Source organism: Paenibacillus sp. MY03 (assembly GCF_002165585.1).
Lineage (GTDB): Bacteria > Bacillota > Bacilli > Paenibacillales > Paenibacillaceae > Pristimantibacillus > Pristimantibacillus agaridevorans.
On sequence record NZ_MXQD01000018.1, the window covers coordinates 65,311 to 77,607 of the forward strand.

General features: G+C 53.0%; 13 protein-coding genes. 2 read left to right on the plus strand and 11 right to left on the minus strand.

Annotated elements, in window-relative coordinates; genetic code table 11:
* Window positions 1–34: 34 nt before the first annotated feature.
* A complete protein-coding gene (locus B1748_RS17630; RefSeq protein WP_087569250.1) occupies window positions 35–556 on the minus strand; it encodes an ADP-heptose synthase in 522 nt (173 codons plus the stop codon).
* A 191-nt stretch (window positions 557–747) separates the two neighbouring features.
* Here B1748_RS17630 and B1748_RS17635 point away from each other — a divergent pair, with 191 nt between their 5' ends.
* Window positions 748–1,725 (plus strand): YpdA family putative bacillithiol disulfide reductase, encoded by a 978-nt coding sequence (locus tag B1748_RS17635; RefSeq protein ID WP_179215651.1) that lies wholly within the window; start codon window positions 748–750, stop codon window positions 1,723–1,725.
* Window positions 1,726–1,840: 115 nt separating this feature from the next.
* Here B1748_RS17635 and B1748_RS17640 read toward each other — a convergent pair whose 3' ends face one another.
* From B1748_RS17640 to B1748_RS17680, 9 genes are all read right to left on the minus strand, one after another.
* Complete coding sequence (locus B1748_RS17640; protein ID WP_087569251.1) at window positions 1,841–3,226, minus strand: DUF4129 domain-containing protein; 1,386 nt, start codon at window positions 3,224–3,226, stop codon at window positions 1,841–1,843.
* Complete coding sequence (locus tag B1748_RS17645; RefSeq protein WP_087569252.1) at window positions 3,223–4,347, minus strand: DUF58 domain-containing protein; 1,125 nt, start codon at window positions 4,345–4,347, stop codon at window positions 3,223–3,225. The genes B1748_RS17640 and B1748_RS17645 overlap by 4 nt, the downstream gene beginning before the upstream one ends.
* A 4-nt stretch (window positions 4,348–4,351) precedes the next feature.
* Window positions 4,352–5,314: an AAA family ATPase gene (locus B1748_RS17650; RefSeq protein ID WP_087569253.1), complete on the minus strand. Its 963-nt coding sequence runs from the start codon at window positions 5,312–5,314 to the stop codon at window positions 4,352–4,354.
* A gap of 21 nt (window positions 5,315–5,335) precedes the next feature.
* Window positions 5,336–6,259, minus strand: a complete 924-nt coding sequence (locus tag B1748_RS17655; protein ID WP_087569254.1) for a polysaccharide deacetylase family protein — start codon at window positions 6,257–6,259, stop codon at window positions 5,336–5,338.
* Between the two features lie 27 nt (window positions 6,260–6,286).
* Entirely contained in the window at window positions 6,287–7,276 is a 990-nt protein-coding gene (locus B1748_RS17660) for a phosphotransferase (protein WP_087569255.1), read from the minus strand.
* 25 nt (window positions 7,277–7,301) lie between these two features.
* Window positions 7,302–7,973: an MOSC domain-containing protein gene (locus B1748_RS17665; RefSeq protein ID WP_087569256.1), complete on the minus strand. Its 672-nt coding sequence runs from the start codon at window positions 7,971–7,973 to the stop codon at window positions 7,302–7,304.
* Between the two features lie 327 nt (window positions 7,974–8,300).
* Entirely contained in the window at window positions 8,301–9,935 is a 1,635-nt protein-coding gene (locus tag B1748_RS17670) for an amino acid permease (protein WP_179215652.1), read from the minus strand.
* Between the two features lie 156 nt (window positions 9,936–10,091).
* Window positions 10,092–10,700: a DUF3298 and DUF4163 domain-containing protein gene (locus tag B1748_RS17675; RefSeq protein ID WP_087569258.1), complete on the minus strand. Its 609-nt coding sequence runs from the start codon at window positions 10,698–10,700 to the stop codon at window positions 10,092–10,094.
* Window positions 10,701–10,800: 100 nt separating this feature from the next.
* On the minus strand, window positions 10,801–11,529 hold the full coding sequence (locus B1748_RS17680) for a phosphonate ABC transporter ATP-binding protein (RefSeq protein ID WP_087569259.1): 729 nt from the start codon (window positions 11,527–11,529) through the stop codon (window positions 10,801–10,803).
* Window positions 11,530–11,681: 152 nt separating this feature from the next.
* On the opposite strand from B1748_RS17680, the gene B1748_RS17685 reads away from it, so the two are divergent.
* Entirely contained in the window at window positions 11,682–11,906 is a 225-nt protein-coding gene (locus B1748_RS17685) for a hypothetical protein (RefSeq protein ID WP_087569260.1), read from the plus strand.
* Window positions 11,907–12,035: 129 nt separating this feature from the next.
* Here the strand turns inward: B1748_RS17685 and B1748_RS36875 are convergent, their stop codons facing one another.
* A complete protein-coding gene (locus B1748_RS36875; RefSeq protein WP_179215653.1) occupies window positions 12,036–12,173 on the minus strand; it encodes a hypothetical protein in 138 nt (45 codons plus the stop codon).
* Window positions 12,174–12,297 lie beyond the last annotated feature (124 nt).

Here is a 12,297-nt window from a genome sequence, read left to right on the forward strand (position 1 = left end):
TTATCCGCTGACGGCTTTATTGTCCGGCTGCGAACTATAGTTCCATATCGACAGGCGTAATGCCTTCTTCAACGGCGAATTCGAAATCCTCGATGTCGTATACCTGTACCGGCACTTCCGCATCGATAAGCTTATCTTGAAATTCGAATTGATCGGACAACAGCGGAACGTTAAGCTTGAGGCTGGAAAGCAGCAATTCCGTCTCGACGGGGTCGAAAATCTCCCCATATTGCGCGTTGTCCACGGCATTGACGATTGTAAATTGGATACTGTCGTTCAGCAGCAACGGAGCGCTCTCTCTCCACGGCACCTGCAAAGCCTTTTCGATCTTCTTCCGATTCAGGGAATCCTCGAAGAATGCAATAAGTTCATTAATTTTGGCCTTGACGTGCGCATCATCATCCGGGTCATCCATGACGGGCTCCTGGCTATCTCTCATATCGTAAAGCTCCGCAATCGATGTATATGGAATGACATAATCAACGGGACGACTCGGGACGAGCAGATGGCCATACGTGGCTACCATTACTGCTTCGATTACAAACCGTCGTTGCATGGCTTCTCCCCCTGTAAGATCTTGTTGGTGGTTTACTTAAGCGTTTCCTCCTATTATACAATATTCCGTAGGCTGTACAAGACAGACATTCGCCAAATTTGCCATTGCCGAAGCTTCGGGGGTAATATAGAGGAATATGTTTGCACCTGTTCTAATGTAAAGTTAGTTTATCATTCAGGAGGATCGGCATCATGTCATTGGAATCAGCCATAATAATTGGGGCGGGGCCTTGCGGACTGGCGGCTGCCATCGAGCTGCAGCAAGCGGGCCTGAACCCGCTTGTCATCGAGAAACGTAATATCGCGTTCTCCATCTCCCAATACCCTACGTACATGAATTTCTTCAGCACGGCGGACAGGCTGGAGATCGGCAATATTCCGTTTACGTCCGCCAACGAGAAACCTTCGCGGATCGAAGCTCTGCACTACTATCGAACTGCCGCACAGCGTCATGGGCTGCGTATCCGGCCTTACGAAACGATCACTTCCATCGAACGCAGGGAGGACGGCAGCTTCGTACTGGGAGGACATGACCGCCACGGAGATGCATTGTCCTACGAAAGCAAAAACGTCATCATTGCGACCGGCTACTTCGATCATCCCAATATGATAGGCATTCCCGGCGAAACATCGGAAAAAGTGAGCCATTTTTTCCGCGAAGCGCATCCCTATATCGGCATGGAGGTTGCGATCATCGGCGGACGCAACTCTGCCATCGATGCCGCGCTTGAACTGGAGCGGGTCGGCGCCAGAGTCACGATCGTGTACCGCGGCGAGGACTATTCTCGAAGCATCAAGCCCTGGGTACGGCCTACCATCGAGAACAAAGTAAACAATGGCGCCATTGTTATGAAATTTAATTCCCGAGTCGTCGAGATTACTCCACGCGCGGTTATCATCGAATCTCCCGAAGGCATAACGGAGCTTCCTAACGATTTCGTGCTTGCTCTCACAGGCTTCCATCCGGACCGCCAATTTCTGACCGCTTCAGGCATAACGATGGAAGACGAAGGTTACCCGACGTTCAACGAAGACACGATGGAGAGCAATGTACCTGGAATCTACCTTGCCGGCGTAGTGGCCTCCAGACATGAGGCGAACGAAATTTTTATCGAATCGGGACGTTTCCACGGGCAAAAGATCGTTGAGGATATAAGAAGCAAATTATAAGCTTGCTTATAGAGGATATTCACTCACTTATAATCACTGCTTTGCTGCCAAAGTTGCAAAAGGACCTCGCATTCCACCATGTCGTGGATTTCGAGGTCCTTTGAATTGAGCATCTTTAATCCCGGGATTTTTTTCGTCTGCTTCCCGAAGCGCGTTCGGCGGAAATTTGTTCCTCCACCCAACGACGATGCCCTTCGAGCTGTTCCTCGCCTGGTTGAGCTTCTCCATATCTCACAGAAGCATATCCTCGGACAAACTCCTCGCCTCCCGGCCTTTCGCCGTCGCCGCCTCTCCACTGCGCCAAGTCATGCGCAACCTCTTGCGGCGTGAGATAAGGCTGCGGCTCGTAGCCTTGGCGCATACTCCCTCGCAGCCATCTGCGATACAACCAACGCATCCGCTCTTTTCCCTCCGAAATCTCATCCCAGCCTGGCTCGGAATCGCCTTTGGCGCCACGGCGAGACTTCAGCTTGTCAGCCATCCGGTCTCTCCATTTGGTTAATGACATTAAGCTCTCGATCTCATCTGTATATGCTCCTTCGTCTTGGCTTATAGAAGACTGTCTTTGAAGCAGCCTGTCCAGCCAATTCCTGCCTATAACAGCTAACCGCTTAACCAGCCAATATAACAAGAATAGAGCTGCGGCTATGATCAAAATCGTGACGACAATCTTGACGATTTGCTCCAGCCATACCAGCCATTGAGCGGGCTCGCCTCTCTCCATCGGCGGCATCTCAGGCTGTTGCTGCGGCGGCTGATCCGGAGGGGGCTGCGGCGGCTCCTCTCCGTTGCCCAGCCTGGCAAACAAACCTCTTAGCCCTGCCAATACAGTGTCCTCAATCCATTGCTGGATTTGCCGAAAAGTCGCAAGCACAAGCATAAAAACGGATAAGGCTACTAGCAGCCACCTATTGCGCCGACGCGCCTCGACCAGCGTCCTGGACTTGGAACCGTCCACGGACTCCTTCGACAGATGGCGGTCATTCAGGATGTACAACCCCAAAAGGACAGCTATAATGCCGCATAACGCCAAGACGATTCGCAGATCCGCAAGCTCATGAAGGAACCAATAAGAAAAAGGAATACACAACATATAAGCCAGTACTCCGACGCCCATCTTCACCGTATGGAACGACTCCGCCCAGCCCTTTCGGATCATGGCGGCTCCTTGCTCAGCCATGCAGATGCCGCAAACGATGGCCGCGATCCATAACTTGTAATCGCTAAAGCCCCCGCCAAGTCCGCCAATTACAAGGCCCGTACTGGCGGCTAAAACAAGCGAGATTAACCAACGCGACGCAATACGCATGACGGGACGGCGATCCGCAATCGCAGCAGCGACAACATATACAGCGAGCAACAACAGGCACCAAAGGATGATGAACGCTGAGGGGATGAGATACAGCCCAGCCGTCAGCCAGATCGGCATAAAAAACAATAGCTCGGCCAGCCCCTTGGCCACGTTCTTGAGAAGGAAATTCGATGATCGCCATTCGTTCATGCGCCAGCCCTTCCTTCCTGCAACGAGTCGCCATCTGCCAACGCCTTGGCGGATGGCAAAGTCCATACGGAGACGGCATGTCCAAGTCCGCGCAGACGTTCCGACTCACGCTCCAGCTCGTCATTCCAATAGGCGGATATAATGAGCAGGTCGAGGCCATTATAGCCGACTCCCGTTTCCTGCGCGAGCAGCGTACGGAACGGCTCTGTCCGCTCCAGCTTCAGCCTTGCCATCGTATCCAGCAGAATGTTCATCTGATCATGCCCGCTTCTGGGGAGTACGCGAACGGAGTCTATTTCGCCCACCTTGGCCATATTCGCCGCGAAACCGACTTCCATGCCTTCATTAATTACCGCCAGCGCCGCTCCTGCCGCCCATTCGATGCCCAGCTCGATTAGGGCCTCGTTCGTCACCGTCCGCCACATGGATTCTCCGTCTTCTACATTCACGTAGATCATCAGCGTCCGGCTCGCCGTGTAAGCGTATTGATGGACTTGCAGACTGCCCGAGCGGGCCGTTGCCTTCCAGTTGACCTGACGATAGGAATCGCCGGGCTGGTAAGCTCGGGCTCCCGCTACGACAAATGGATCAGGGACGATAAATCGTCTAACCTCCGTCTCGCCTTGCCAGCTATGATGCGGCAGCTCATGCACGGGAACGTCCGCGGCTTTGGGATATACGAGAAGCTCGCCTTGCAAGTGGATCTGCTGGGAGACGCCAATGCTCCCGAACAGATCTCCACCCGTCATCGTAATCGAACTGAGGGTATACACACCTCTGCGGACAGGCGTCAAGCGATGCGTGCGCCTCAGCTTCGTATAGGGCGCAAGACTGAAGAAGCTGCGATGATTCTGGTAATGCTGGCCGCTGCTGACGGCGAAGTTGTCTCCGCCCCGGAACTTCAGATGAGCCGACAATTGCGATTCCGCCCTCAGCCATGGGACGGGGAGCCACTTCTCATTCGACAATTCCTCGATCAGCTCGATCTCGTCGCCGCGCACGCATGTGTTCTTCTGGAACCGTCTAGTATACTTCAAGTTTCTAAGCGAATAACGGCGGAATAACACGCCCTGCACGTATATAATAAGAGCGGCAGTCAACAGGAACCAGAAAAAAATCATGCCGTCAACCTACGGTCAGCCCGGCTTCCGCCGGCACTTCCGTTCCCTTGATGATATCTTCGATAATCCGCTCGGCTTCTCCTTGAGCCCCTCTTGCCATTCCGCGCAGCGATAATCGATGGCACATCACCGGTTTAGCCATTGCTTTTACATCATCAGGCGCGACGAAGTCCCTGCCTTTGAGAACGGCATGCACCTGAGCAGCGCGCAGAAGCGCTTGACTGCCACGCGGACTGACTCCGATCGCCACATCCTCCCGTCCCCGTGTACGCTCAACCAGCTGCAGCAAGTATCGGAGCACGTCGTCGTGAATCGGAACCGTCGCATATGCGCGCTGTGCCGCTTCAATCTCGGCTGAGCCTGCAATGGCTTCCAATCGGGCAAGCGGATCCTCCGACTTGAATCGCTTTAGCAACGCCATGCCTTCGTCCTGACTCGGATAGCCCATCCTCACCTTGAACAAGAAGCGGTCGAGCTGCGCCTCGGGCAGCGGGAACGTGCCTTGATGCTCGACGGGATTCTGCGTTGCGATGACCATAAACGGACGATCCAGCGTTTTCGTCTCTCCGTCAATGCTCACCTGTCTCTCTTCCATACATTCCAGCAAGCTGGACTGCGTGCGTGGCGTCGCACGGTTAATTTCGTCCGCCAGCAGCAAATTCGTAAAAAGCGGGCCGGCTCGGAAGACGAAGTCGTTCCGCTTCTGATCATAGAAATGAATGCCGCTGAGATCGGATGGCAGCAAATCCGGCGTAAATTGTATCCGTTTGAAGTCGAGCGACAACGATTTTGCGAACGACTTGGCCAGCATGGTTTTGCCGGTGCCCGGCACGTCCTCCAGCAGTACATGACCGGAGGTGATCAATCCGATCAGCAGCAGATCAATCACATCCTCCTTGCCTACGATTACTTTCCCGATATTCGTCTTCACATCTTGCGTCAGCGTCCTGATGAAATCATATGACATCCATTCCACAGTCCCTTCTTGTTATTGACCTTGCCCTGCCCGCTCCTGCTGAAGCTTGCGGAGATCGCTCCAACGGATCATAATAACCCCTTCGTCCTTCAGATGCCGCTTGATCTCCTCATCCCGGAAAATATCGTACTCCATCACCCGCTTCGCAGGCTCCAGATGGAAGACGTTCAATTCTTCGTTAGCAACGGAAGGATGGATGATCAGCTCGGTTACGCCCGGCTGCAATCCCGACAATAAGGCTTTCATCGACGACTTGAAGCCGTCGTAGGTTTCATTCTCCTCCAGGCGGAAAGGCAGTCCCACCAAATAATCGAGAATGACCACGCCTTTGGAATCCGCGAGCGCTGCTACTTGCCTGGCCTGTTCCTCCACATGCGGCGGAGCGACCTGTCCAGGCTCCGTCGTCACAAATCTCGGGAGGCGGAACGGCAGGCCGTACGCCGCGCATACGTCCAGCACTTGCGACATAAAGTGTTTGCCTGTCTGCAGGCCGTACAGACTGCCCATATGATTGTCCGCATGGGAAGGCTGCATGCCCAGAGCTATCGCGCGTTCGACTTGATTTATCAACTCGATTTTCACTTGCTCGCCATCGGCATGCTCCTCGAACGACTTGGAATCGGCATGGAAATATCCTTCCTTCGTTACGAGCGAGGATACATCCGCATTAGTCGTAACAGGTCCCCACTTATAAGGCCCCCACTCGCTTGTGAAGGTAAAGTGGATGCCAACATCCAGATTCGGACGTTCGGCACTCCATAACGCAGCCTCTCTCGCCCAGGCACACGGCGTCATCAAAGTAGCCGAGCTGATATCGCCCGATTCCAACAAAGCCTGAGCCGCTATGTTCACAGAATGGTTTAGACCGTAATCGTCTGCATTTACTAACAGCAATCGGTCAGATTCCTTATATCCTAACGCTTGTGCAAGACTCATTCCTGATTCCTCCTAAGTAGTGTGAGTTCAAAAATCAAGAGGGTTAAACGCAAGCCATTCGCAACCAAAAGCGCAGTTGTCCACTATGTCCGCCAATACTTCCGGACCGTCCAGACCATCGCGGTAACGAACGGCGAAGTGAAGCGCTACGTCGAGCAAACGCAGCTTCATTAGCGTCGGAAGCAGATTCCTCTCTTCGGAGGTGAGAGGGACCGCGGTCTGGAAGGCCCGCGCGGCGAGCTCCAACCGTTCCTTGCTTCCTATCGCCAACTCCGGCTTCAGCAGATCAACCAGAAGGACGGCAAGCTCCATGGCACGGCAATCCATCGTGACGAATTCGAAGTCGAGAATGCCTGAGATGGCGTCCCCGATGCTCAGTGCGTTTCCGAAGCAAATGTCGCCATGAATCCATTGCTGCGGCAATTGGGCCACGCTCATGCAAGCCTGAAGCGCGCGTTCCCTTTCTTTTTGCAAATATTCCAGCTTCGGGATCCGTTCGGCAATGCCGGCATCGCTGTCAGCAAGTCCGAGGAGCGAAGCCTTGTCCATGGAGGCATATGTCTCTGCCAAATCATAATAGGGGCTGTACCCGGAAACTGCTTTTAATTTAATGCCGCTAAGGATTCGGCTCAGCTCGCCGCATGCCGCTCCAAGCGCCTTCACGTGGGCACTTTTCTCTGGCGAGGGACGTTCTCCTTCTATGTAGGTAAACAGGCAAGCAAGCTTGCCGTCCGGTAGTTCCGTTATTGTACTTCCATCCAGATTGAAGACAGGACTCGGGATCCGGAACGTTAAATACTTGTTCGAAAGCGCCTTCAACATGTCATGCTCCAGACGAACGGTATCCGCGTCGCCATGGTTGTTATAGAGTCTGAGCACGTATTTGTCCATGCCGCAGCTGATGATTCGTGTCGTATTGTTCATGCCGCTGACAGCGGCAGGTTCCGTGTGATACGGACCTTGCCAGCCATATCGCGACGCTGCGTCTGCCGCTTGTTGTTCAATGTCGGACACCATGCTTCTCCTCTCCGCTCGGGTAACGTTATGCTCCGCCGCGAAGCTTGTCCAGCCGCTTGCCCAGCTGCTCTTGCCAGCTGGCAGCCAGCTCTTTCGCGCTCAGCAGCTTCAGGATGGCGGACTCGTTATCCTTTTGATGATACATGATGACATTCGCCTCCATGACGGTAATTCCGGCAGGATGGCGATCTGCGACCATAAGCTTCTCTCCGGCAGCTAAATATCCTTCCTTGAGCACTCGGAAATAAAAGCCCGAGTAACCCGTCTGCTGTACTCGTGCAGGCAGCTCAGGGAGCTCATTGCGAATTCCCAGCTTGTAACAAGGCTGCCTCGGCTGGCTAACCTGCAGCAGAACTTCGCCTGCCGCTACAATATCGCCAATGCAGAGCTCCTGTTCCGTCCAGGGTCCGATCGTCAGATTTTCTCCGAAGGCTCCTGGCAGGAATGGCCGACCGAATTCGGACTCCCAGTAAGGATATCGGGCCGCGCTGTATACGCATATCGCTTTGTCCGGTCCTCCATGGTTGATCAAGTCGCCTTGACCATCCCCCTCCAGGCCATTTGTACCTGCAAATACCGCATCCGTTGTTGATGCCTTGAAGATGCCGCTGAGCACCTCCTTGGCGCCGTGGGCAATAAGGACGGGTTTCCCGACCTGCAGCGATAAGATGGCAGGCGTGACCGCCGTATGTACCATGCAACTGCCCCTCCTCGTATCTGTTCTATCCTTCTTATTATACGCCCAGGAGGGAGATCATGGCAAAAACTCGTTTATTTCCCGACCAAGCCTGCCACCTTCATAACTTCTCCCTTTTCGACACGTTCTCCTCCCATTATTGGACGGCGCTGTCGAAACAATCTTCATTCTGTAAAAACTTGCGCTTCCCCGGGAAATGATTATTATAAACAGACTTTCATTTCCCAACCTTCCCCTTCCATTTCCCGTTACTCTCTTCCCTGTCATAATTGTCTGAACATTCTCAAGATTCTTATGTCGACGTGATATTAATCCCGACTAACCGTCTCAATGGCTTGACGGCTGCTTAACCGCAATTAAACTGGCGCCCGCAGCAGTCCCTGCAAGCATGACGACTGCAGCAACGATACCTCCAAACGAATGAACGATACCCGCTGTCAAAATAGCGCTGAATACGAGCCAGACCATCGCCACCAGGCGGATGACTTGCCCCCAATTGCCCAAATGCCAAGGAGGCGGCGGATCGCCGGCCCCATGTCGCGATTTAAATGCCTCTTTCGTCATCCGGCGCTTGGCCGCCCCAGCCTTTCGATCCGCTTGCCATCTCAGGCCGATCGGGATAACGGCTGCTAGATGCAATAAGACAATCGAAGCCGAGACAAGGGCCATAAAGCTCTCGTTCGCTTGCCATACAACTGTACTGACAAGCAGCAAGATGGCCGCCGTTGCGGCAAACCAAATCGCGTACAGGGGCGCGTTTCGTCGATAGGAGTACATCGACAGCCTGCTGCTGAACGGGATCGCTCCATCCCTCGCCAAGCTAAACGCGACTCTGGAGCAAGACGTCATTGTTTGCAGACCGCTCTGCCACAAAGAGAGGAGAATTAGCGCCGGGAGCAGGTAAGAGCCTCCCCAGGCAGCGGCGGCATATTCCGTAAAACTCGTAAGTCCCGTCGTTTGAAGAACACCGTAAGCTTCCCCAAGCACCCCGCTTCCAGGCAGGGTGATAAGCGACATAAGCAGCAAAACGATCAACAAGCCTATATACGTGTAGGAGCTGGACAAAAAAATTCCCCACGGGACGCGTATACGCGGCTCCACGATCTCCTCTGCTCCATGCCCGGCCCCATCCATGCCCGTAAACAAGGCAGACAGCAACAACAAACCGATGACGAACGGCAGCAGCCCGACAGGATCCGTTAAGCCGATATCCAGTCCTTGATACAAAACAACGGGAGAATAATCCCCTGGCCAGAACAACCATGTGAGCCCGGCAAGCGCCAACAACATTATGATTAATTGAAGCCATGTGCCCCCTGCTTCTATTTTCTCCGAGAATCCGGATGTATATTGCCCTATTAACCCTTGAGTCAAAACAGCTGTTGCGGCAACGATAAACAACGAAATCGACGAGCTTTCATACCCCAATCGCGAGGCCAGCAGACCATCAGCCAAATATGCAAAGCCTCCTATAAACAATGCAAGCTTGACCATATTTCCCGCAAGCTGAAGCCAACCCGCCCTCATCCCCCACTTGCGTCCTCCGAGCTGATAAGCGGCATGGTAGACGCCTCCCGCAGTCGGAACTCCGGAAGCCAGCTCGGCGATTGCCGAGCTGACGCAGAGTGATAACAACGCGACCAGCGGCAAGCCGAACCCAATGACAGACGGTCCGCCGGATGCGAGAGCCGGACCAAATAATAAGGCGGCGCCGCCGACCATGCCCATTGCGTTAAACGACTTCGCGGCGGCGGACAGACCTCCCCCCTTACGGGGCAGAACCTGCGGCAGCCCGAACCGCTGAAGCTCGCTTTTATCCTGTGCGGCTTGCATGTCCTTGCCATATGGAATCAAACTTTGGTATGTGCCGGCACGCAAGCCTCGCAGAGCCTTCCGGGCGACCAGTACACTGAACAAGCACGGAATGGCGGCAAGCAGCACGCCTAATATTGCAACGACCATCGTATCGCCTCCTACGATAATGTATGATCGCGCTTCATACAGCATGACCCTTATTGCCGGCAAATACCGCCAAGCTCGCCAAGAAGCGCCCCGCCAACAGGCAGGACGCTTCAATTATTACGATATTTTATTTATGGAATCTACTATAAGTCGTTTCTAACCTTCCAGCATTGGAGCTAGCGGTCCAACCTCCGCAATGATAGCTTGCAGCTCGTAAACCGGGATAGGGAAATAAATAAAGCCGTATACGTAAGCAGCCAATTCATACAATTGGAAGTAGATCACAAGCGAACGGTCGGCAACGTAGAACGATTGCTCCGGCGAGATTGCCTTGAAAGGCTCTAGCGTTTCGATTCCCCTTGCCTTGATTCCAGCCGCCACAATCTTGCTGATTACTCCAACATAATCGCTGCCGGGCTTAAAGAGCTGTTCAAGCTCATAAGTATGGCCCGTCGAAGATCGGAACGTCAGGGAGACCTGAAGCGTCATGCCATGAGCTCCTCCCGTGTAGGCATAGTTGATCAACGACAAGCTGAATATGTCCTTTTCGTTCGTCTTGAGCTCGAAGTAGCCGATCATCTCCGCTTTGGGATCTTCCAAACTTCCCTGCTCGTGAACAAGCTGGCGGACATGAGCCATAATCGTTTCGTTCATAAGCAAGTCGGCGCCTGGATGAGAGCTCCCCGACACTTGCGGTATTTTAATGCTGGCCTTCGGAAATGTAGATACTACCGTCCGCACGACGAGCGGATTGGGAGTAGGCATAGAAGAACACACCTTCCTGTCTTGAAAGATGCTCTATTCTATGCTCCGTTCTGCCTATTCCATTCGAGATCCATCCAAAAATGCAATTTTCCCGAATAAATTAATCCAACTGGCGTTTCTCACGTTCGGTCAACCTGCGGCCGTACACATCCAGCACCAGCTGCCCTCCGTTAAGACCGAGAATCCGGTCCGCATACCTTTCCGCCCAGTCGCCTTGATGCAGGACGGCTATGACGATAATGCCTTCATCCTTGCATAGCGCTTTCAACTCGCCAAGCACGGCATCCGCCGCATGCGGATCAAGTCCGGATACCGGCTCGTCCGCCACGATTACTTTAGCACCGTGCACAAGCGCCCTGGCAATCGCCATCCGCTGACGTTCGCCGCCGCTGAGATGCTTCGCTTTCATATGGGCCTTGTCGATCAAACCGCGCTTCTCGATCATGTCCATGGCGCCCATGTAATCGTCATTGCGCATCATGCCTGTCCATCGTCTCCACGCGGGCGTTTGACTGACGGAACCGATAATGACGTTTTTGAGACCTGTTTTGTCCGGATTCAAGTAAGGCTTCTCTTCCAGATAGGCTACTTGGCGTTTGACCTTCATCTTGGCAGACCAGCCGCCCCCGAGCACGTCCTTGCCGTCGAACTGATAACTTCCGCTCGACCATGCTTCCTGCAAGGCAAGACATTTCAGCAGCATCGACTTGCCGCTGCCGCTGCTTCCTTTCACCGCGATAAAATCCCCTTCGTAAGCATCGAAGCTGATGTCGCTGAGTACTTTCGGTCCTCCGGGAATACGTTTCGTCAATCCTTTTATCCGTAGCATCTTCCGCTCCCTTTCTGTCGCTGCAAAAGCTTCTATAAATCTAGTTTACGTGAAATAAAAAACACTTTCCACCCGAACAAATGTTTGGTATAATAAAAATAGGAACAAACGTTCTAAAAACTTCATAAACCCTATAAGGAGGCTAGATCACCATGAAGACCAACTGTGAGAATTTCCGCTATGTCGAGAAAGTACGTCCACACCGAGATTTGACTTTCAAGTTTTACAATGACGGGAAACTTGTTATCATCGATAACAACACGGAGGAGGTGATACGCCCCAAGGATTTAAGGGGAGATAGCCGTGACTTCTATGTTCGCAAGCGCATCGCATTCATTAAAAATGTCGTGGCTGCTTCGCAATTGAAATACGCTTAATTCCGACTTGATTTGTTATATAGGAATAAGGGGCTGTTCAAGTCAATGCGACTTTGACAGCCCCTTTGTTGTAGCGCTAAAGCAACATGGCGATCTGGCGATACCCGTTATGGGAACGGCTTCCCTTGGCTAACTCTGCTGCTTGTTAATGCCATTTAAGCTTGGCGGGCGTTTAGCCCCCTTCTCCGCTTTGACCGTCACTTCCGGTTCGTTGATGCTGGATTCGTTGTAAAGGTTGTCCTTTTTGTTGCTTTTGTTATGCGGCATGTCCTCACCTCCACTACCATTATGCGAAGGTGAGGACCAATCTATGTAGCTCCCCTGGATTGACTCTGCAATGGCTTTACGGTAGATTGATCATACACGGCTATACCCTTGCCAAAGGAGACTG

Coding starts and splice junctions, on each gene's coding strand:
- B1748_RS17630 (WP_087569250.1), bottom strand. CDS start 556: ATGCAACGACGGTTTGTAATCGAAGCAGTAATGGTAGCCACGTATGGC.
- B1748_RS17635 (WP_179215651.1), top strand. CDS start 748: ATGTCATTGGAATCAGCCATAATAATTGGGGCGGGGCCTTGCGGACTG.
- B1748_RS17640 (WP_087569251.1), bottom strand. CDS start 3,226: ATGAACGAATGGCGATCATCGAATTTCCTTCTCAAGAACGTGGCCAAG.
- B1748_RS17645 (WP_087569252.1), bottom strand. CDS start 4,347: ATGATTTTTTTCTGGTTCCTGTTGACTGCCGCTCTTATTATATACGTG.
- B1748_RS17650 (WP_087569253.1), bottom strand. CDS start 5,314: ATGTCATATGATTTCATCAGGACGCTGACGCAAGATGTGAAGACGAAT.
- B1748_RS17655 (WP_087569254.1), bottom strand. CDS start 6,259: ATGAGTCTTGCACAAGCGTTAGGATATAAGGAATCTGACCGATTGCTG.
- B1748_RS17660 (WP_087569255.1), bottom strand. CDS start 7,276: ATGGTGTCCGACATTGAACAACAAGCGGCAGACGCAGCGTCGCGATAT.
- B1748_RS17665 (WP_087569256.1), bottom strand. CDS start 7,973: ATGGTACATACGGCGGTCACGCCTGCCATCTTATCGCTGCAGGTCGGG.
- B1748_RS17670 (WP_179215652.1), bottom strand. CDS start 9,935: ATGGTCGTTGCAATATTAGGCGTGCTGCTTGCCGCCATTCCGTGCTTG.
- B1748_RS17675 (WP_087569258.1), bottom strand. CDS start 10,700: ATGCCTACTCCCAATCCGCTCGTCGTGCGGACGGTAGTATCTACATTT.
- B1748_RS17680 (WP_087569259.1), bottom strand. CDS start 11,529: ATGCTACGGATAAAAGGATTGACGAAACGTATTCCCGGAGGACCGAAA.
- B1748_RS17685 (WP_087569260.1), top strand. CDS start 11,682: ATGAAGACCAACTGTGAGAATTTCCGCTATGTCGAGAAAGTACGTCCA.
- B1748_RS36875 (WP_179215653.1), bottom strand. CDS start 12,173: ATGCCGCATAACAAAAGCAACAAAAAGGACAACCTTTACAACGAATCC.